The sequence below is a fragment of the Parahoeflea alexandrii genome, from assembly GCF_027214025.1.
Taxonomy (GTDB): Bacteria; Pseudomonadota; Alphaproteobacteria; order Rhizobiales; family Rhizobiaceae; genus Hoeflea; species Hoeflea alexandrii_A.
The window spans coordinates 357,969-377,687 of record NZ_JAPWHB010000005.1 but is presented as its reverse complement, the minus strand read 5'-3'; the positions used below and the strand labels follow the sequence as shown (position 1 = coordinate 377,687).

Genomic DNA, 19,719 nt, shown 5'->3' with positions numbered 1-19,719 from the left:
TATACTCGCTTGGCTGAAAGCCGAGAGAGGAAATGGCATGTCGTTCATTTCATCTATTCGCTACATCAAGCCCGATGAGCACCGGGCTTTTGTGGCTGAACGTCTCAAGGCGCTGAAGACGCAGCTGGATGAGGACATCCAGAGCCGGGTCGGCGAGGGTTCGCTGCGGCTGGCAACCTGGAACATCATGCATTTTTCCGATGGCGGGGCCTATGAGCGCACGACGGAGTCGTTGCTCTACATCGCAGAGATCATCGATCATTTCGATCTGGTGGCGATCCAGGAAGTCAACCACGACCTGAAGAAGTTCGAGCTGTTGATGCAGCGCTATCTGGGTGGTGACTGGGATTACATCCTGACCGACGCCAGCGGCAACCGCGAGCGCCTGGCCTTTGTCTACCGCAAGGCAAAGGTCCGGTTCCTGCGCGAAGCCGGGGAAATCGTGCTGCCCGAGGGCCAGGAAATCGTCGCCCCGGATCAGAAAAACGCCACCCGCAAGCTGCAATTCGCGCGCACCCCCTTCGCGGTCACGTTCCAGGCTGGATGGTTTCGGTTCAAGCTTTGCACCGTTCATATCTACTACGGGAAATCGGCGGACAATTCGCCGGAAATGGAGCTGCGGCGGGGCGAAATCGAAAAGATCGCGGTGTTTCTGGCCAACGTGCAGAAGGCGGAGAAACGAAGCTCCGGCACCGACGCCAACATGATCCTGCTGGGTGACTTCAACATCATCAGTCCGGAACACAAGACGATGCAGGCGCTCCTGGACGCCGGCTTCACGACCACCGAGGGAATCAGGGACGCAGCCACCAGTCTCTCGGGCAAACATCACTACGACCAGATCGTCTTCAAGCTTGCCGAGCGAAGGGTAAAGCTCGGCGCTTCGGGCGTTCTCAACATCTTCAAGAGTGTCTATCGCGACGAAGACGCGGAACACTATGCCACCAATGCCGGGATCGAACAGGTTTCGAATGGCAGGGACGGCAAGCCACGTGCCAAGGACAAGGCAATGGAGTACTTCCGCAACTTCTACCGCAAGCACCAGCTGTCCGACCACAATCTGCTCTGGTGCGAGGTCAAGACGGATTTCTCGGGCCACTATCTCGACGCCATCGCCGCCGGACGCGACCCGCGCAAGATGTGAATACCGGTCAGGTTTTGCCGCCACAGTGAAAGCTGGTTGAGCTCACCGTACGGCGCAGCCTCAGGCGATGTGAATTGCCAGTAGCAGCCACTGAACGAAATTGACGAGCAGCCCCAGGATGAACAGCATGCGGCGGTTCCTGATGCGGTTGCTGGTCAGGTGGACCCAGGCATGGGCCACCCGGGCCAGAACGAAGGCCCAGGCCACGATGACCGCCGCGATACCGGCGCCGCCGGTAACGAACAGCGACAGGCAGGCGGCAAAAAACAACACCGGCAGTTCGAACTGGTTGGTTACATTGCGGGCGGCCGTCGCACTTGGCTCCGGCTCGATCGAGGGGACCTTGAAATCGGACGGTCGGGCAGTGCCCGCCTTGACCGCACCGATACGGCGAGACGACATGATCGCATAGACCACATAGGTCAGGAGCACCTGGGCCAGCACCGGCCAGAAAATCGCTGTTGATGAGGTCATCGGTGAGGCAACCCTTGTCTTGAAGATGACGCGCAACCTAGAGGGCCTCATCCGCAACCACAAGTGCGAACCGATCGGCCGAAACGGAGGCTCGTTAGCGGTTCCTTAACCATTTCCATGCGAGCCTGCTGCGATATTTTACGGATTTCTCGGAAGCAAGTCATGATCCCGCCCACAGCAACTTCGACGCTGAGCCCGGCCCTGTCCATCATGCAGTCGATCGTCAGTTTCCAGGAGCGCACGCAGCAGGACTATTCTTCGGCCAACGGCCACACGCCAAACGTCGCGGTTACGCCTGCCTATTCCGCCCAGACGACACAAAAGCTCAACGACTTCTATTTCGGCGATCACCAGCGTGCGAGCGAAGTGCAAGCGCAGCTCTTCGGCTATCTCTCCCAGTATATGGAAAAGCAGATCGACGCCGTTGAGAACCCGGGAACCACGGCCGAGGGCACTCCGCGCGCCAGTTCGGAGCTGACCGACAGCCTAGCTGCAATGGATGCGGATGTCCGCGCGAGCCTTAAAAACACGCTTTCGGGCTACAGCGAGGGCAGGCAGTCGATGCAGGCGACCGCCACCAAGATGCTGATGACGATGAACCTCGATGTTCTGGCCAAGGATCGCACTATAACACGCTATCTCGAGCAGATGATCGGCTTCGACCTGAAGGGCATGACCGCAAAAGACATCCTGCAGGCCTTCGCCGATCCCACCGGGGCGGAGAATGACAAGCTGGACAGGATCATTTCCGATGCGCTTGCCGGTGAAGAGGGAAGCAAGGTCCGTCAGCGCCTCGATGATGCCGTCAAGGGCCTGCGTTCGGTCGCGGAAACCAGATACGACATCGAGGACATCAAGCCTTATGACGAGGTGGACGATGAAACCAAGGAAGAGGACAAGAACGACCTCGAACTCGCCAAGGCCTTCGACACACTGAACGAAACGCGGGATTATATCGAGGACGTGCACGCGGAAGAGGCGGAACTGACCGAAGCCAAGGTGGCGATCGAACTCGCGGCACTGACCACCGGCACGGATGACGCGGACAGCAAACCCGATGCGGCAGAAGACGCAACGGCTGGCGCGGACGAAGCGGATGACAGCCCGGATAAGAAGGCTCAAGGCGCGGCCACCTTGTACCAGGACGACGAGGATTGGTTGACGGCCGGGCCGGGCAATCTGACGCTCTACCTCTGAGCGGCTTTTCCGGTGCCCCGCAGAGTCGCTGGCAGCCGGGCCAACATTTTGCCAGTCCCATTCTTAAATCAACACCAAGACGGCAATCGACTCAGGCTTCGGGTATGGGCGGGCCACCTCGCCTGCCGGCAGTCAACCGCCACGTCCAGAGTGCGGCAATGATGGCGAAGGCCAAACCGACCGTGACGTATTTTCCGGTGGTCAGGACGCGCAGGACGAAGACGAACCCTTCGTTGAATTCGAGCGCGAAAGCCCTGGGAGCGAACATCGCGTCCGCGACGGCGTTCTCGATGAAATCACAGGCCAGATAGGTAAACGCCAGGGCCAGAACCAGACCGAAGCCGACACCCGCCATCCGCGGAGTGTGGCCGGGGACTGATGGCCGGAAAAGCGCCGCGAAGCCGCAAAAGGCCAGGCAAGCCGTCAGCAGTGGCGGGAAAACGAGATCAAATCCGGCATGCAGCGAAACATAGGCTTCAGAGGCACTGGTCCTTGCGGCAAGCTGCGCTGCGGCATGATCGGACCGGAAAGCTTCAAAGACTGCGCGCGCGTCCTCCAGGCCATAGCCGAAAGGCATCTGGTCCGGGATTCTCATGCCCCCCAGAAGAGCATTGATCGGGGGCACATGGACAAAGGCAACATAGGCAAACAGCCCGGCCGTGAGCATGCACAGCAGCCAGCCGGGCCAAAGCCGTTTCATCACATGGCGCCGGGGTAGTTGGGGCTTTCACGGGTGATGGTGACGTCGTGCGTATGGCTTTCGCGCAGACCTGCTCCGGAGATGCGGACAAAGGTCGCCCGGTCGTGGAAGTTCTTCAGGTCCGAGGCACCGACATAGCCCATGGCCGCCTTGAGGCCGCCGGCGAGCTGGTGCAGCACGCCCGATACCGGTCCCTTGTAGGGAACCTGTCCCTCGATACCTTCCGGCACCAGCTTGAGCGTGTCGCGGACCTCGGCCTGGAAGTAGCGGTCGGCGGAGCCGCGCGCCATGGCGCCGACAGAGCCCATGCCGCGATAGGCCTTGAACGAGCGGCCCTGGTGCAGATAGACCTCGCCCGGGCTTTCATCGGTGCCTGCGAGCAGAGAGCCTATCATGACCGCCGACGCGCCGGCGGCGATCGCCTTGGCCAGATCGCCCGAATATTTGATGCCGCCATCGGCGATAACCGGAATGCCGTGTTTCTGCGCCTCGTCAACGGCGCTCATGATGGCCGAGAGCTGCGGTACGCCGACGCCGGCGACAATGCGCGTTGTGCAGATCGAGCCGGGTCCGATACCGACCTTGACGGCGTCGGCGCCGGCATCGATGAGAGCCTTCGTCCCTTCCGCGGTCGCCACGTTTCCGGCCATGATGCGCACCGAATTGGAGAGCTTCTTGGCGCGGGTCACGGCATCGAGCACCCGCTGCGAATGGCCATGCGCAGTGTCGATGACCAGGAGGTCGACACCGGCCGCAATCAGCCGCTCGGCGCGCTCGAAACCGTCTTCACCGACCGAAGTGGCGGCAGCGGCACGCAGCCGTCCCTGCTCGTCCTTGGAGGCGTGCGGATTGAGCTGCGATTTCTCGATATCCTTGACGGTGATCAGGCCGACACAGCGCCCTTCACCATCGACCACTACCAGCTTTTCGATGCGATGCGTGTGCAGCAGCCGCTTGGCTTCGGTCTGCTCGACACTTTCCTTGACCGTGATCAGGTTCTCATGGGTCATCAGCTCACGGATCTTCTGACTTGGGTCGGAAGCAAACCGCACGTCGCGGTTGGTCAGAATGCCGACCAGGTGACCCGGCCCATTGCCGCCGCCGCGATGCTCAACTACCGGAATGCCGGAAATGCCATGCGCCTTCATCAACGCCAAAGCTTCCGACAGCGACGCCTCCGGGCTGATGGTCACCGGATTGACGACCATGCCGCTTTCGAATTTCTTGACCTGATGAACCTGCTCGGCCTGTTCTTCAGGCGTCAGGTTGCGGTGAATGACGCCAATGCCGCCGGCTTGCGCCATCGCGATCGCAAGCCGTGCCTCGGTGACCGTGTCCATCGCCGAGGAGATGATCGGAAGGTTGAGCTCGAAATCCCGGGCAATACGTGTCGCGATATTGGCCTGACCAGGCATGATCTCGGAATGCCCGGGCTGCAGCAGCACGTCATCAAAAGTGAGCGCTTCTGCGCCGGTAATGGATTGGATAATGGTCGCCATCGCCTGTCGGCTCCGTCTGTTCGGGGCCGCCCGAACCGGGCTGCCCGGTGCTGTTTCGGGTATCTCGCGTTGGCAGCGGCAAGTACCATGCTTCCCGGGCTTATGAAAGAGCCGGAGAGCGTTTGCTCACCGAATTTCGCTGCGGCGCACACTTTCGGCACGCCGGAGAGACAAAACCCGTTAGCAAACAAAAACCCGGGCATCGCTGCCCTGGTCCTGGCTCTCACACCGGGATGACGCAAAGTCTCAGAGTTCGAACTGATAGGTCTCGGGAATGAAGCGATAGCCTTCGGCGGCTGTCTCGATGAAACCCGCGGACGGGAAAGGCATGTGGTTGCCGACGAACAGCAGCCGGTCGGCCGCGATCATGGCGAAGACGGCCTTGCGGGGCGCAGCGGCTTTGGCCTTGTCGGCCTCTTCCTCGGTCTTGTCGGTGCCGAAGATCTCTTGCGGGCCGGGAACGACGCGATGGCCATCGGACAGAACGGTAATCTCGAAGTCTCCGAGAGAAAAGCGCTTGAAAGCTGCCGGTTGGGCTGCCGCCATCGGCACATCCGCTTTTGCTGCGCGCACCATCAGTTGCGGAGGCGCGAGCGCGCCGGCGCCAAAGCCGGCAGCCCTGAACAGAGCTCTGCGAGACAGGCTGGTTGAAGTTGACAGGGCTTATTCCTCCGAAGCGAAAATGGATGCACAGCGAGGAATTGGCGCAGCCGCCCCTTTCGGCAAGCGCCGCCGGCAGCGGCAAACCGTAATGAACCGTACCAACACAGTGAACAATCGGTGCAATGAAGAAAGCTTGCGGGGCGAACGCGCTGATTTAGCGTTTCGCCATATAAATTTAGGGTTGAATTGTACTTCAAATACGCGGCATAGGAAATGCAATAAGGGAGCTCCATTTTGAAGAAGCTGCTCGTCCTGATCGTTGCCTTTTCAGCGTCCTTTTGCTTTCTGTACATGCTGGTCAGCATGGATCAGCCGGCCAGGCATGCCGGTTTGAAGGCTGCCCAGCTGCCGCCGTTGATCGCCATTCATAACCTGTTTTCCGCCCACTCCGGCAGCGGAGCCGATGGGGCCGTGCAGGAAACAGCATCGAACCCGGGAACGAAGATAGGATGGAAGGCCCCATCCGCAACCGAAAGCGCGGTGAGCGCGATCCTCACCCTTCCGCAAACCGGTTCATATCCCGGACCGTTGCCGACTGTAGTGATGGTCGACAGCCGGCCGAAAAGCGGCACCAGTCAGGACCACGAGCGTACGGTTCGGTTTCTGGCCAATCGCGGGTATGCGGTCCTCTCCATCGATTGCGGAGCGCTGGCAGACAACAGTGGTGTCCCGGACGCGCAAGCCGGGTTCCAAACCACAGGCGGATGCACCGCCGCAACAATCCGCGACGAGGCCAGGCGATTGACCGAACTGGAAATCGCCGACAAGGCCGCGCTGGCGGTGATTGGTTCGGGTCTGGGCGGTTATCTCGCGCTCATGAGCATGGCGCTGGAACCTTCGTTGTTCAAGGCCGCCATCCTGCATTCCACAGGGATGGATCGAGCACCGTCCGCGCCGGATAGCCAGATCGCGTTCAAGCCGCAAAAGGCTGTGGCAACCGGGCCCATGCAACTCGGCCTGCCAGACCAGGGAGAGATCAGCTCGGCTATCCCAGCGCAACTTGAGCTGGCGCAGCGCATCGAGAGCGCGGTTCTGATCACGCACGGCAACGCCGATACGGTTGCGCCGGCAGAACATGCGCATATCCTTGCGCGTGCACTTCGCAACTCCGGAAATCATGTCGAGACGGCCTTCTTCAATCACGAAGATCACTGCTATTCCCGCTGGCAAACCCGGGTTCAGGTGGCGCGCCTGCAGGAAACCTTTCTGGCCCACCAGCTGGGCGGCCGGAACGGCGGCTACGACTATATCGAACTGCTGGCGAAGCTGTTTTGAAGATGTGCCGCATCTTCAAAGGCGTGAGCGGTTCGATCGCCTTCCGCCAGCCCGCAGACCGTTGAAGATGGATGCGTGACAGGACGCCCGGCGCTTCGCAGAAACCCTCAAACAAACGGTATCGGGCATGGCGGTGAACGGAGGGACACTCGCAATTGACATTGCGTCACCCTTTCAGCGGCGGCCATTTCCTGCGATACCGGACGAAACGCACAACCTTCTTCCAAGCCCCGGTGCGGGCGCCACATGTTCCCACGGATATTGCCAGTGAATCGCTCAATCCCGCTTGTTCTGGCCGTCGCCCTGTTCATGGAACAGATGGATTCGACGGTTATCGCCACCGCGCTGCCGGCGATCGCCGCCGATATCCAGACAAGCCCGATCTCGCTGAAGCTGGCACTGACGGCCTATCTGGTGTCGCTGGCGATCTTCATCCCGATTTCCGGCTGGATGGCCGACCGGTTCGGCGCGCGGCGTATTTTCGCCATCGCGATCGGCGTGTTTCTGGCCGGATCGATTGCCTGCGCGGTGTCCGGGAGCCTGCTGGAATTCGTTGCCGCGCGGTTTCTGCAGGGCATGGGCGGCGCCATGATGACACCTGTCGGCCGGCTGGTGTTGCTAAGGTCGACGGAGAAATCGCAGCTGGTCAGCGCCATGGCGTGGCTGACGATACCGGCGCTGGTCGGTCCGATGGTCGGTCCACCCGTCGGCGGTTTCCTGACCACCTTCCTGAGCTGGCACTGGATCTTTTTGATCAACATACCGATCGGACTGGCAGGCATCGCGTTTGCGCTGAAGATCATTCCCGATGACGGTATCCGCGTGCGCGACAGGGTGGACTGGATTGGCTTCCTGCTGTCGGGCGGAGCTGCCTCGGGGATCGTGTTCGGGCTCTCGGTGATCAGCCTGCCGGTGCTGCCGCCGCTGTGGGGAATTGCAGCGACAGCCGCGGGCGTCCTGTCGCTCGTAGCCTATCTCAGGCACGCCCGTGCCCATCCCAAGCCGCTGCTCGATCCAAAATTGTTCAAGAACCGGACCTTTTCGCTGTCGCTGCTTGGCTCGAACCTGTTTCGCGTCGGTTCGGGCGCGGTGCCTTTTCTGCTGCCGCTGATGCTCCAGCTCGGGTTCGGCATGTCGCCGTTCCAGTCCGGCATGATCACCTTCATCTCGGCAGCCGGCGCCATCGTGATGAAATTCGCCATCAAGCGGATCCTCAGCCTTGGCGGTTTCCGCACCACGCTGCTGGTGGCAGCGGCCGGAGCGTCGCTGTCGATTGCGGTCAACGGGTTGTTCACGCCAGCGACACCGATCGTGCTGATGCTGGTGATCCTGTTCGCAAGCGGGCTGGTGCGGTCGATGTTCTTCACCTCGGTCAACGCGCTGACCTTCTCCGAGATCGACTCCAAAACCGCAGCCCAGGCGAGCTCGATCACGTCGGCCTTCCAGCAGGTCTCGATCGCCATCGGGGTTGCGCTTGCCGGCGGCATTGTCGAGGTGGTGACCAGGATGAATGGAGGCGTGCTGGATCTGAGCGCGTTTCACACAGCCTTCTTCGCTGTCGCAGCCCTGACGGCGCTCGCAATCCTGCCGTTTCTTGCCCTGCCGCCGGATGCCGGCAACGCCGTCTCCGGCCATACGCTGAAGCGGGCGGGCTCGCGCGCCGCCTCACCCGTCCGCAGCTAGCTCCGGATTGCTGCGGCCCTTGAAGCCCTTGGCGAGCACGAACATCTCGACCGACTCCGCCCGTGACGACGGTGGCTTGATGTGGATGACGGACTTGAAATTCTGCTTGAGCAGGGTCAGGAGATCATTCTCGGTACCTCCCTGGAAGGTCTTGGCGAGAAAATGCCCGCCGGGCGTCAGCACCTCGATGGCGAAATGCGCCGCCACCTCGCACAGATGCATGGTCCTGAGGTGATCGGTGCGCTGGTGGCCGGTGGTGGGAGCCGCCATGTCCGACAGCACCACGTCGGGAGCGCCGCCAAGCGCATCCTTCAGGGCCTGCGGTGCCGCATCGTCGAGAAAGTCCATCTGCAGGAACTTGACACCCGCAAGGCCATCCATTTCGAGAAAATCGATGGCGACCACCTTGGGGTCCGCGTCGGTGGAATCGGTCACCTGCGCCGAGATCTGAGACCAGCCGCCGGGGGCAGCGCCCAGGTCGATGATGCGTTTCGCCTTGTCGAGGATCTTGTGCTTGGCGTCGATTTCGAGAAGCTTGTAGACGGCGCGCGAGCGATAGCCTTCCTGCTTGGCCTGCTGGACGTAGGGATCGTTGAGATGCCGCTCGATCCAGCGCCGGGACGAGGCCTTGAGCTTGCTCTTGCGCTTGACTTTCTGTCCGAGCTTGCGCCCGGTGGGTCCGGTCGGAGGACGGGTCATGGTTTTTCCCCTTGGGCGGACCGCTGATTGCGGTGGCGGAAATTTCGCCCACTCCGCCGCCAGGCGCCGTCGGACGCCATCATTTCGTTGAGCAGACCCTCGCGCAAGCCCCGGTCGGCGACGCGCATCCGCTGGGATGGCCAGCGCTTGCGGATCGATTGCAGGATGGCGCAGCCGGCAAGCACCAGATCGGCCCGGTCGGCGCCGATGCAGGGATTGGCGGCACGGGCCTCGAAATCCCAGGACAACAGCCTGTCGAGCATGCGATCGACATCCTCGTTCGACAACCAGAGCCCGTCGACCTTGCGGCGGTCATAGCGTGGCAGGTCGAGATGCAGGCCGGCCAGCGTGGTCACGGTTCCCGACGTGCCCAGCAGATGGATCCGCCCGGCGCCCAGGCCCGAGAACGCCGGAAGCGACGGCGGAACGAAATCGGCCAGCAACGCATCCACTTCCTCGACCATCGCCTGAAACACTTCCGGCGTCACCAGGCATCCGCCATGGCGCTCGGACAGAGTCACCACGCCGACCGGCAGCGAGGTCCAGGCCTTGATGTGATTGGCCAGGCGGTTCGAGCGGTTCTCGGTCAGGTCGATCATGGCGATCTCGGAGGAGCCGCCGCCGATGTCGAACAGCACCAGGCCATCGGTTTCGTGGCCGACGAGCGACGAGCAGCCGGCCACGGCCAGCCTGGCCTCGGTTTCGCGGGTGACGATCTCAAGCTCCAGGCCGGTTTCCGCGAGCACCCGTTCCAGGAATTCCACGCCGTTGCGCGCCGAGCGGCAGGCCTCGGTGGCGATCAGCCGGTGGCGCCGCACCGGACGGTTCTTCAACTTGCCGGCACAGATCTTCAAGGCCTCGACCGCCCGGTCCATGGCGTCCTGGGACAGCTCGCCGGTGGCATCGAGCCCCTCGCCGAGCCTCACAATGCGGGAGAAAGCATCGACAACCCGGAATTGGCCCGGCCTTGTCGGCTGGGCGATCAGCAGGCGGCAATTGTTGGTGCCAAGATCGAGTGCAGCATACAGATCATCAGCCTGACGCCGAATCGCGGGCGCCGTAGCTCCAGCCGCCTGGGCCGGCCCCGCAGCCACATCGGCGACCGGACCGGACTGGGCCTTCGCCTGCCCCGCGGCCTTCTGCGGCGCCAGCGGGCGTCCCTGTATTTCGCGACCGGATTTGCGGCGCCGGCGGCGGCCTTTTTTCTCGCCTGGCTTCGGGGTATTTGCCTGTGCGGCCGGGGCGCCGGTCGCAGCCGCGGCGGGTGCATTCTTGCCCTCGGCCTTGCGCGCGGATTTCCGCCGCCGCCGTCTGCGCCGTCCCGGCGGCTCGGAGCCGCCCTTGCTGGAGGTGGATTCACTGGCTGAAGATCGCACTGATGGCGTGGCATCAGAAGACGAACTTTGGGACACGATCTTTCCATGCCCCTGTTTCACACCATCTGATGCTGCCTTGCCGGCGCTTCCAGACGGCCTTTCACCTGCCAGTGATGCACCCACGTCTGGCGTTTCGCCGTCCCGAAGGTCTTTCACGGTCTGTCCTGTCATGCGCGGCGTGCAATGGCCCGCTTCGCGCTTCACGGTTTGTCGTTGGGGCCAGATTAGCAAAGCGCTCGACAGAACGCAAAAGCCTTTTTGAGATCGTGAAATCGCGGGAAATCGGACGGCGCGGACCGGCTTGCGAACCGATTGTTCAAATAGTTTACAAAAACTGCCGTTTCCGGGTTTGCATCGCCGGAGTTTATTGGTTATACACCGCCGCGCTGGCCCGATTTTTCCGGCCCGCCCGCGTTGGGGAATAGGTTAACGGTAGACCCACGGACTCTGACTCCGTTAGTCCTGGTTCGAATCCAGGTTCCCCAGCCAATCGACCTCTTCAAGCTCTGAACAAGATTGATTTTCCAGCGTTTTTTCGTTAGCTGGGGATAGATTTTGCCGTCTGATGGACAGTACTGTCTGACACGAGTGTCCATCACGCGTGTCTGACATTGGTGTCCTCCAACGGAAGTTCGGGAGAATCCGTCACCTCCAAACGGAGGTTGGTATGAGTGTACAATATGTGTTCCGGCGCGGAGCGGTCTATTGGTGGAGGCGGCGATTGCCCATTCAGCTTCGGGCCGATTGCCGTTCGGGCATTGAAGTCAGCCTGCGGACAAAGTCGTTGCACATTGCCCGTTCGATTGCCGCCGAGGTCACAAGGGCCAGCGAGCACCTACTACACGGAATGAGACAATCCATGATCTCTGCTGATGACGCCCGACGTATCCTGACAAAAGTGGCTATCACCCATAGCGCCAACCTTGATCGCGTCGCGGCCACCGAACTTGCCTATGGCGACAGTGCCCCGAGCGGGCGGACCTCGGACATCGTGACTGGCTGGGCATACCGACTCTTCGCGGCCCAGGGCATTGATGCTGCGGTGGGCGAGATAGAGCAAAAGGAAATGTTGGCTGCAGGTCTTGAAGCGCAGATGATCACGCTGGTCGCCAAGACGATTGTAACCTTTCGGGATCGCGGAGTCATGCCGCCAAAACGCCAGCGGATTGTGGCGCTGATGGAAGAGTTCAACATTCCCGAAACAAGGGTCAATGTGCAGCAGGCCGAGCAGCTCTATCTTCGTGGAATGGCTGCAGCACTTCTCGACGCTGGTCGCCGTTGGACCGGCCTGCGTCATGACGACGACCTACTCCTCCAGTCGGGCCTTCTCGAAGAAGCACGACGGCCGATCGCTCAATCGGTTCCGGTTGATGTCGATACTGGATCGGCCTCCCCTGCTCCCGCCGTGCCAAATAGCATTCCAGTGCCCGTGGCAGAAAGACCGGAGACGCCTCCTCCATCTGCGGTGACGACTGAAGAGCCGATTACCGAAGAGGTGGCGCTCAGCGAAGACGCCGATGATCTCGACAGCATCATTGACATCGAAGATGAGAGCTATCGTAGCCTGTTAGATATTGTCACTGCTGCAGGCGAAGCAAAGGTGGCTCTCGGTGAGTGGGACAGCAAGACACTCAAGCAACATATCCAACTCGCCAAACTCTTCGAACGCTTTCTCGGACACGACAACCCAACGCGTGTCGGTCAAAAGCATCTCGCCCAGTTCAGGGATGTCCTGCTCAAGTTCCCCAAGAATTATGGCAAATCGCCCCGGGACCATATCATCCCGGTCAGCGAAATTATTGCCCGCGCAGAGAAACTCCCAAAAGATCAAGTCGGCCTGACAAAAGCGACAATCAATCGGCACATGAACAACATGGCCAATATTGCAGGAATGTGCGAGGCCTACGGCTATTCGTGGGAGAGCTACGATGGCATTTCGAAACTTCGTGCGAAGGCTCGCGGAAACTCCGAGAATGGACGCCCGCCATTCACCACCGGTGACCTTCAAGCGTTGTTCAGCCTTTCGATCTGGACCGGCGCAACCTCGGACACGAATGATGGCAATTCAGACGATGTCATAATTCATGACGCACGTTATTGGGTGCCTCTGATTGCAGCCTACCATGGTGCGAGGCGTGAAGAAATCTGTGGCCTACAGCTTGATGACATCACCGAATTTGAAGGCATTTGGGGATTGAAGTTCACCCCGACCGACGTGCGCGGCTTGAAGACAAAAGCGTCGAAGCGTCATGTCCCATTACATACCGAACTCATTCGCCTTGGCTTCATGGACTATGTCCAGTTGCTGAGAAAGACAAAACACACACTGCTGTTTCCGGAGCTTCTGGCTGTCGCAGAATCCACTCCCATGGGAGATGTCTTCCACGATGACTGGCGGAAGATGAAAGAGGCTGCACTGCCAAAGGCGAAGGAGGAACGAAAGGTGTTTCATTCGTTCCGTCACTGGTGCAACAATGAAATGAAACAGGCAGGCGTCGGATCAGAAATCCGCAAGGACATTCTCGGGCATGTGAATAAGGATGTGAACGAGGGGACCTATACGGAAGTGGCGCACCTCAAGCTAATGCAGGCTGCATTGGGGAAGCTTCCCACTCCCACATCCGAGCTCAAGGCATCGGCGATTCGACTGCGACCAGAGGTGATTTCACACGTGCCCCGCAAGACACGAAAGAGCACAAAACGAACGCCAGACCAAATGCAGACAGCAGACGTCTGACCATAAAGACCAAAGCCCCGCTACGGAGAGCGGGGCTTTGTTCGGTGTTTGGGTCAGGCATGAGGTGGCGCAACCGCAGAATTGCTGCCCCGTGTTATCGCGGCATGCGTGCTTCAACGGGTGCTTTGTTGACCGCCATAAAGCTGTTGAGCGTTGCATCCAGCTCGGCATCTGAAATGCTTGGTGTAGTCTCATCAGCGTCGTCTTCCTTCTCGACCATAATCTGATCATTTTTCGTGACGTCGATCTCTACTTTTGCGACATCCAGGACGGGGACAGCTGGCAGGTTTGCACTGACAACATAGGGTTCGCCATGGACTGCAAAACGTAGCGCCGGGTGTGCCACTTCGATGACCCATTTTTCCATCTCGTCGCGCACTGGCCATGAGTCCGCCCCACCCAGGCGATAGAGGCTGCGCTGAACTGCGCCCCAGCCGGTTTGGTCTGCAATCTTTCCATGGCTGAGATTACCACGCGGCAGATGGTCAACAGGCTGAAGCGGCGCGGCGATGTCTTTGAAACGGTCCGATGCATGCCGAGCATATAGCTCAACTTCATTGGCAAGCGATCGCATGATCATCCGTTTTCCTGCGGTCACCCTGGAAATAGCATCTTCAAGTTCAGTGAGGACCAAGGTCGCAAGCCGATGAAACTCGTCCATATCGGATTTGAGTTTGGCAGCAGCCATTTTCTGTAGCCCTGCCTTTCCGCCCAGCTGTCTCGGATCAGCAGCTTCATCCTTTTTGCCGCCGACCAGCCTCTTGATTTCCGTAGGCTTGAGGCTCTTGCCTTCGTCAAATTGCTTGATGACGTCTTCGATCTGATCCGGCTCACCTTTCGCCAGTTCGATGAGCGCGGTCGAACCGACTGCATGCTGTTCAAGTCGTTCGCGGTGATCAGCAAGTCGCTCGTGAACGGAGATAAAACTCCAGGCCGAACGGACACTGTAGCCGCAATTTTCTTTCAGCCAGCGGCCATAGCGCTTGATTGGCTGAACAGACTTTGCTTCAGCCAGGCACTCGCCCAGTTCAAACACCTGACCGGTCGACTTGCGATGCAATGAGACGATTCGCTTGACGAGTTCAGCCAGGCGCGCTTCGGCCTCTGGCGAGAGCGGATCGTCATTTTCCTTTGGTGCTAGCGCTGCGCGCACCTTCTTTTTCGTAACGGCGTTGTTTTCCGCACGTGTTTTCTTCGTCTGCTTAGCAGCGGCTGCACGCTTTACTTTTCTGTCTATATTAGCCATTTTGATCTCCAATCAATAATTATCTACGTATACGTAGGTGTTACCATTATATCACATAATATATAATATTGCAACACTAATATTTTCCGAAATATACGGAGATCACTATTTACATGATGTAAATTTGCGCTTTTTCTGGATAATTGTATATTTATCTACTGGTATTTATATTTATATTTTGACGCTCTATGCAGCTCTATATAATGCCCAAAGAGCGCCGTGATTGAGTTCTCAAGCGATGGAGAAATCTATCCAGCGAGCCGATGCTCTATTGCGGCAGGACGCTGCATCACTTGTTCGCCAATGAGAGGGTTTATGAGATTGGTCGCGACGGGTCGCTCTCTGTTCATGAGTACGACTCAAAGCGATTGGGCGGCCCGATATTAATTCCGCGCTTTGGCTATGCGCCTTGGGCAGGAATTCCCGAGGCTTCATGACCCAGCCCGCAAGTGGTCCGAATTCGAGACGGCTGGGAGGCCAAATAGCGACTGCTGTTTTCAGTGGGCAAATGACCGAATGGAGCACTAACCTGTCAGGCAGCTTGTTGGAACGAAGTCGGTAAAGCAGACGTTCCGCGTTGCTAGGTGCGGCGTCACTTACGGCCCAATGCTGCCGTTCACTGGCTGACTCAACGCTTGATCGCCGCCTATCATTGCGCTCGTTTGTGGAGATTGAGACATCAGGCACTGGACAGACTGATACAAATGCCTGCCATACTTTTTCGATCGCCCAAAACGGAATGGGAACCCCTAATTAGCAAACTCGTCAAAGAAACACAGTTGTTGTTTTGGAAGCCATTGAAATTGCGTTCCTACTTTCCAGGCCGTAGCTCTTTCTCGCAGACCTGCAAGCAAGTTAGCGGATAGCCGTTTGGTTGCGAAACTTTCGTTTTCATATGACAAAATTTCCTCATTAGAAATTTCGAGCAAATTTTCTTTTATAAATCTGGATAGCCTCGGCCCTGTCCTAATTTCCTCTGAAATACAAAGCGTCCGCAATGTACGCACAAAAGCACCAACAGTGTTCGGGTTATCTTCAAGTACCAACTCTAGGTACTTCGCCGAAAGGTCCGAAAAATAGTCCTGCCTATGATGCAGCGAGCCCGATCGCCAATCGTACAAAATTGCATCCCAGTTGAAGAACGTCGTTTCAAGCAAGGACAAGTGGCTGCGAGCTTCGACAGCGCCCACCGAAAATGCCCAAGTGCTGGCAACTTCCCAGACATCGAAGTTCCACCTGCCAAAGCGAACGCGGTGGCCGCCAAATTTGTTCCGGTTCGCATCGAACTGACATAAGACATCTGAGAAAGCGTCATAGTCATGAACCTGCACCACGATGTCGACATCACTTGTGAAATGTGGCAAACCCAAAAGGGAGATATCCCTGAGCGCGCCGCCGAATACAAAAACATCAGCACCAACAGTCACTTCATCAATAAATTTAGAGACAGCCCTACGCTCGGCCACAGGCTCATCGAAGAAGCGTCTGATGCGCTTTTTGGCGGCCATTTGGTCAACGACGGGTTTCATGTCTCACCTTAGCAACGAAGTTCACTAAGCTCTCTTTCGAAGCTTATTGCGAAGCTATCTGTCATGCCAGAGATCATATCTGCAAGCAATTGGCATCGACGATAACCGAGTGGCAGATTCTCGTTCGGGCTTTCGAACACCCGCCTGTAGTTCTCGGAGATGCGACCATAGGCGTATTTCTCGTATGGCGTACCAGGGTGCCCCTTAGTCTCTTCCTGCGGGTCACCTCGGCTGACAATCGCAGGCCAAAGCATGTCCATAATCGAATGGACGGTCCTGTGCCCTACCAGTTCCAGTTCAAGAACGCTGCGGTGCTTATAGGCATTTTCAAACGCGAATTTTTTAAGCTTTTTGCAAAGCGAAGCAGATGGGGAGACGTTAATAAGGTCATCGCGCAACTGTTCATCATCGATTTCAGCCTTCCTCGACAAAAAGGTTTCGATAACAGACGAAACCATCTCTCCGATTGCGAACACTCTGAACATTTGAGTAGACAAGTCGTTGACCTCTGCCGGCGAGAGACCAGCGCCTTTGTGCCTCTGGTGCTGTTTCTCCGCCCGTTCGACGACACGCACAATGATTTCATCGGCCTCATCATCTTCAGATGACCCGGCCGTCAAGAAACTGATCAAATCTCTGTAAGATACCAAACCCTTTTTCACAGCGTCTTCCACATCCAGAACGGAGTATGCGATGTCATCGCTAGCTTCCATCAAGAACGTCAGTGGGTGACGAACGCCTTCTCGCAGCCCCGTCTCACTCCAGACGTCCTTTACAACGTCCAACTCGGAGTGAAAGCATCCAAACTTTTTCGTTGCGATATTGGACTTGTCCTGTTTTTCAGAGGTCACAGGATATTTCATGAGAGCTGCCAGAGCACCACAGGTCAAGTTGAGGCCAAAGCTATCATTCATGATCTGAAGTTTAGTGAGCACACGAAGTGCTTGGGCATTGCCTTCGAATTTCTCAAAGTCAAGCCGCATACGCTCCCTAACACCAGGTTCAGGGCTTAGGTTTTCGCAATTGAGGAACTCGAATGCCATGGTCTCATTTTTCTTGAACCAGTCACCAATGGCGTATTCTCCTTGATGGCCAAACGGTGGGTTCCCAATATCGTGTGCTAATCCCACCGTTGCGAGAATTGCGGGCAGATCACGTCGAAATTCGTCCTCAGAAAAAGGCGAGCCTTCACGATGGGTGAGTGCAACTCCAATACTTCGCGCGATATTCGAAACTTCGTGTGAATGTGTGAGACGCGTCCGCACACTGTCATTCTTTTCAAGTGGAAAAACTTGCGTCTTGTCGGCCAAACGCCGAACAGGGGTACTGAACAAGACCCGGTCGTAATCTCGTTCTAACTCAGTCCTGTCTCCTCCTGCGTTCAAGGGCTGCTCTCCGTCACCGTGCATATCCTTGCGGCGGGTGCCTGACATTAGTTTTTGCCAATCCATTATTTTCTCCAAAATGTTTTGCGAACGCCACTTTCTGATTAGAGAAAATGAAACGTTCGTTGGGGAGCTAACCGTATCGTGTCAGTTCGCTTAATCATTTGTGGTTTGCGGCGTTTTGCTCCTGTCGCAGTCAAGACCTCGACGTCAGGTGACTTTATGAGCGCGTTGTTGAGGTCGTCAGAGTGGGCTGGGGTTTGATTATATGTTTGAGCAAAGAAATCGCTAACCAAAAGTGATGCCTCGGGAGTACAGTCCGCAAGGAATCGAGGAACGTCCATCAACAGTTCCTCCCTTGCCTTCTGACGTGATGTCGCATCAAACAAATATAGTGAGGTCTCTTCGATAGAGGTATACCTAAGCATCTGGAGACCAGACCTTCCAACATGAGCTTGTGAATTTCTTTTCCGGTGCAAGATGTCGTTATAGACCTGTCTGGCTCGGTAAGAATTTGCAAAGTGCACAAGCCAGTACTCCCAGCCGGCCTGATTGTTGATGGAAAACGGGCTCACGAAATTGGCCAATGAATGGAGTTCTTCGAACACTAACTTCTCAACCGCTGCCAGCCATTCTTTCTTGCTTTTATGCAGTGAAATTTCCGAAATCTGGCCGTCGAAAATTCGTTTATCCTGTCTTCTGTTTGGGCTGATGAATGCCAAAAACGACTTTATCGAAAATGTAAGGAACACCTCGGAGGAACGGGTCAAGGACAATGCCAATCTCAGGTGCTCTTCAGACACATTTGAGTGACCGTACTGATCAAGGTTGAAGATGGTGTTTCGAACTTTGGAGGCAAGCACCCTTTGCGCAATATCTGCAAGGTTTCCTCCAAAATCTCCCTCGAAGTACACAACATGAAATGACGCTCCGCCGGTATCGGTCTCATGCTCGTCCATGAAGGCGGCAACTTTGCTGCGCAATAACTGGATAGCGAAGGGAGACAGATCATTAAAGTACATAAAATACTCGAACGAGATAGGCTTAAAGCCATCTATTTTCCTCCGGAAATTTATTTCCGAACTCACCGCCTTTAATGTTTGGAGCACCACCAGCGGCGACCCAAGCGTTCCACACTCATACTCCCCCGCCCCGCAAAACCCATCCACAAAGGAGAGCCTGAAACGCTCCTGCTGCGGAAGGCTACAGCGGACACGGATGTATTCGTGGATGTATTCTTGAACGATCGCAAGCTTTATTTTTGAATGTAGCCCTATTTTTGCGCCATTTTCCCAATCGTACTCTCGTTTCACCATGGCGAGTACATCCAGTTAAACTTACCGAGCAAAATAAATCTCTGGCATTTCTTCCCAAACTTTACCTCTAAACAATCTACCGTTGGCCTTTTTAGAGCGTTTTTTGTTATCCTTGCCCCAAGTTCCCCACTGCTTGAAGAAAAAAGCTGTTCCATACAGCTGGCACAAAGCGTGGATTTCATCGATCCACTCCTCCTTAATAGGTCGTGCTTGCGCACCGCTTTCTCCGCCGACAATAGCCCAGTGTATATTTCCCAGATCAATCCCCCCCACAGAATCTATCAACGGCTCAAATGAAACAAATCGAATTGCCGCGGGCGTCTTAGACAGTATAGACACCCTTTCAGAAGTTTCTTCATTTTCCACACTTGTACCGAGCCAAACATTTGGCAAGACATCTTTTATTCGACTGCGCGTGAACTCAAGCATACGCTCCGGCCTTTTGGTCAAAATCTGGTATTGGTGGCGCGGCGTCTGCTCCATCGTGTGCCAAACTCTTTCGACAAATTCAAATGGTACCTTTTCGTGGAACAGATCGCTCATGGAATTCACGAAAATCTTCCGCGGCTTTCGCCATCTGAAGGGTGTTTCGAGTGATTTTTCGTCGAGGTTCACTGAACCCGTCCATACCGTTCTCTTGCCAGAGCGACGAGCTAGGTTCTGATACTTCTTGATCCCCATAGCTTCCAATCGGAGAGCCATGTGCATTGCATAGCAATTCGTACATCCACTTGATGCTGCCGTACAACCGGCAACGGGATTCCAAGTTGTGTCAGTCCATTCAATTTCTGACAAG

The 19,719-nt window shown here is 57.1% G+C and carries 16 protein-coding genes and 1 tRNA gene; 6 read left to right on the top strand and 11 right to left on the bottom strand.

The genetic code is table 11. The annotated features are described in order from the left end of the window. Window positions 1-37 precede the first annotated feature (37 nt). The gene (locus tag O4H62_RS18160) at window positions 38-1,144 is read left to right on the top strand and encodes an endonuclease/exonuclease/phosphatase family protein (protein ID WP_269389987.1); all 1,107 of its coding nucleotides are present in this window, start codon (window positions 38-40) and stop codon (window positions 1,142-1,144) included. 60 nt (window positions 1,145-1,204) lie between these two features. Here O4H62_RS18160 and O4H62_RS18155 read toward each other — a convergent pair whose 3' ends face one another. Continuing rightward, a complete protein-coding gene (locus O4H62_RS18155; protein ID WP_269389985.1) occupies window positions 1,205-1,618 on the bottom strand; it encodes an MAPEG family protein in 414 nt (137 codons plus the stop codon). Window positions 1,619-1,780: 162 nt separating this feature from the next. Here O4H62_RS18155 and O4H62_RS18150 point away from each other — a divergent pair, with 162 nt between their 5' ends. After that, window positions 1,781-2,815 (top strand): hypothetical protein, encoded by a 1,035-nt coding sequence (locus O4H62_RS18150; RefSeq protein ID WP_269389984.1) that lies wholly within the window; start codon window positions 1,781-1,783, stop codon window positions 2,813-2,815. 91 nt (window positions 2,816-2,906) lie between these two features. On the opposite strand, the gene O4H62_RS18145 is transcribed toward O4H62_RS18150, so the two are convergent. The 3 genes from O4H62_RS18145 to O4H62_RS26530 all read right to left on the bottom strand — a co-directional run bounded on the left by O4H62_RS18145 (window position 2,907) and on the right by O4H62_RS26530 (window position 5,560). Next, complete coding sequence (locus O4H62_RS18145) at window positions 2,907-3,515, bottom strand: hypothetical protein (protein ID WP_269389983.1); 609 nt, start codon at window positions 3,513-3,515, stop codon at window positions 2,907-2,909. Beyond that, on the bottom strand, window positions 3,515-5,014 hold the full coding sequence (guaB, locus tag O4H62_RS18140; RefSeq protein ID WP_269389982.1) for an IMP dehydrogenase: 1,500 nt from the start codon (window positions 5,012-5,014) through the stop codon (window positions 3,515-3,517). Before guaB ends, O4H62_RS18145 begins: the two co-directional genes overlap by 1 nt. Before the next feature lie 246 nt (window positions 5,015-5,260). Continuing rightward, window positions 5,261-5,560: a hypothetical protein gene (locus O4H62_RS26530; protein ID WP_430538467.1), complete on the bottom strand. Its 300-nt coding sequence runs from the start codon at window positions 5,558-5,560 to the stop codon at window positions 5,261-5,263. A 351-nt stretch (window positions 5,561-5,911) separates the two neighbouring features. On the opposite strand from O4H62_RS26530, the gene O4H62_RS18130 reads away from it, so the two are divergent. Together O4H62_RS18130 and O4H62_RS18125 are read left to right on the top strand one after the other, a co-directional pair. Continuing rightward, window positions 5,912-6,952, top strand: coding sequence for an alpha/beta hydrolase family protein (locus O4H62_RS18130; protein WP_269389980.1), 1,041 nt, complete (start codon window positions 5,912-5,914; stop codon window positions 6,950-6,952). Window positions 6,953-7,219: 267 nt separating this feature from the next. Next, window positions 7,220-8,635, top strand: coding sequence for an MFS transporter (locus O4H62_RS18125; RefSeq protein ID WP_269389979.1), 1,416 nt, complete (start codon window positions 7,220-7,222; stop codon window positions 8,633-8,635). Here the strand turns inward: O4H62_RS18125 and O4H62_RS18120 are convergent. Both O4H62_RS18120 and O4H62_RS18115 read right to left on the bottom strand, forming a co-directional pair. Further along, on the bottom strand, window positions 8,618-9,334 hold the full coding sequence (locus tag O4H62_RS18120; protein WP_269389978.1) for an RlmE family RNA methyltransferase: 717 nt from the start codon (window positions 9,332-9,334) through the stop codon (window positions 8,618-8,620). The two genes, O4H62_RS18125 and O4H62_RS18120, sit on opposite strands and share 18 nt — an antisense overlap. Then, window positions 9,331-10,881 carry a Ppx/GppA phosphatase family protein gene (locus O4H62_RS18115; protein ID WP_269389977.1) on the bottom strand — a complete coding sequence of 517 codons (1,551 nt, stop codon included), beginning with the start codon at window positions 10,879-10,881 and terminating at the stop codon, window positions 9,331-9,333. Before O4H62_RS18115 ends, O4H62_RS18120 begins: the two co-directional genes overlap by 4 nt. 244 nt (window positions 10,882-11,125) lie before the next feature. Between O4H62_RS18115 and O4H62_RS18110 the strand changes: the two genes are divergently transcribed. Then, window positions 11,126-11,199, top strand: a tRNA-Gln gene (locus O4H62_RS18110). Window positions 11,200-11,377: 178 nt separating this feature from the next. After that, window positions 11,378-13,447: a site-specific integrase gene (locus O4H62_RS18105; protein ID WP_331284471.1), complete on the top strand. Its 2,070-nt coding sequence runs from the start codon at window positions 11,378-11,380 to the stop codon at window positions 13,445-13,447. A 94-nt stretch (window positions 13,448-13,541) separates the two neighbouring features. Here O4H62_RS18105 and O4H62_RS18100 read toward each other — a convergent pair whose 3' ends face one another. The 5 genes from O4H62_RS18100 to O4H62_RS18080 all read right to left on the bottom strand — a co-directional run bounded on the left by O4H62_RS18100 (window position 13,542) and on the right by O4H62_RS18080 (window position 19,718). Beyond that, a complete protein-coding gene (locus O4H62_RS18100) occupies window positions 13,542-14,693 on the bottom strand; it encodes a hypothetical protein (RefSeq protein WP_269389975.1) in 1,152 nt (383 codons plus the stop codon). A 749-nt stretch (window positions 14,694-15,442) separates the two neighbouring features. Beyond that, window positions 15,443-16,222, bottom strand: a complete 780-nt coding sequence (locus tag O4H62_RS18095; protein WP_269389973.1) for a hypothetical protein — start codon at window positions 16,220-16,222, stop codon at window positions 15,443-15,445. A gap of 8 nt (window positions 16,223-16,230) precedes the next feature. Then, window positions 16,231-17,673 (bottom strand): dGTP triphosphohydrolase, encoded by a 1,443-nt coding sequence (gene dgt / locus O4H62_RS18090; RefSeq protein ID WP_269389972.1) that lies wholly within the window; start codon window positions 17,671-17,673, stop codon window positions 16,231-16,233. 38 nt (window positions 17,674-17,711) lie between these two features. Further along, on the bottom strand, window positions 17,712-18,923 hold the full coding sequence (locus O4H62_RS18085) for a three-Cys-motif partner protein TcmP (protein ID WP_269389971.1): 1,212 nt from the start codon (window positions 18,921-18,923) through the stop codon (window positions 17,712-17,714). Between the two features lie 21 nt (window positions 18,924-18,944). Further along, on the bottom strand, window positions 18,945-19,718 hold the full coding sequence (locus O4H62_RS18080) for a phage Gp37/Gp68 family protein (RefSeq protein WP_269389970.1): 774 nt from the start codon (window positions 19,716-19,718) through the stop codon (window positions 18,945-18,947). Window position 19,719 lies beyond the last annotated feature (1 nt).

Bases quoted from the DNA above. Each gene is read 5' to 3' on its own strand.
- O4H62_RS18160 (WP_269389987.1), top strand. From the start codon at position 38: ATGTCGTTCATTTCATCTATTCGCTACATCAAGCCCGATGAGCACCGG.
- O4H62_RS18155 (WP_269389985.1), bottom strand. From the start codon at position 1,618: ATGACCTCATCAACAGCGATTTTCTGGCCGGTGCTGGCCCAGGTGCTC.
- O4H62_RS18150 (WP_269389984.1), top strand. From the start codon at position 1,781: ATGATCCCGCCCACAGCAACTTCGACGCTGAGCCCGGCCCTGTCCATC.
- O4H62_RS18145 (WP_269389983.1), bottom strand. From the start codon at position 3,515: ATGAAACGGCTTTGGCCCGGCTGGCTGCTGTGCATGCTCACGGCCGGG.
- guaB (WP_269389982.1), bottom strand. From the start codon at position 5,014: ATGGCGACCATTATCCAATCCATTACCGGCGCAGAAGCGCTCACTTTT.
- O4H62_RS26530 (WP_430538467.1), bottom strand. From the start codon at position 5,560: ATGGCGGCAGCCCAACCGGCAGCTTTCAAGCGCTTTTCTCTCGGAGAC.
- O4H62_RS18120 (WP_269389978.1), bottom strand. From the start codon at position 9,334: ATGACCCGTCCTCCGACCGGACCCACCGGGCGCAAGCTCGGACAGAAA.
- O4H62_RS18115 (WP_269389977.1), bottom strand. From the start codon at position 10,881: ATGACAGGACAGACCGTGAAAGACCTTCGGGACGGCGAAACGCCAGAC.
- O4H62_RS18105 (WP_331284471.1), top strand. From the start codon at position 11,378: ATGAGTGTACAATATGTGTTCCGGCGCGGAGCGGTCTATTGGTGGAGG.
- O4H62_RS18100 (WP_269389975.1), bottom strand. From the start codon at position 14,693: ATGGCTAATATAGACAGAAAAGTAAAGCGTGCAGCCGCTGCTAAGCAG.
- O4H62_RS18095 (WP_269389973.1), bottom strand. From the start codon at position 16,222: ATGAAACCCGTCGTTGACCAAATGGCCGCCAAAAAGCGCATCAGACGC.
- dgt (WP_269389972.1), bottom strand. From the start codon at position 17,673: ATGGATTGGCAAAAACTAATGTCAGGCACCCGCCGCAAGGATATGCAC.
- O4H62_RS18085 (WP_269389971.1), bottom strand. From the start codon at position 18,923: ATGGTGAAACGAGAGTACGATTGGGAAAATGGCGCAAAAATAGGGCTA.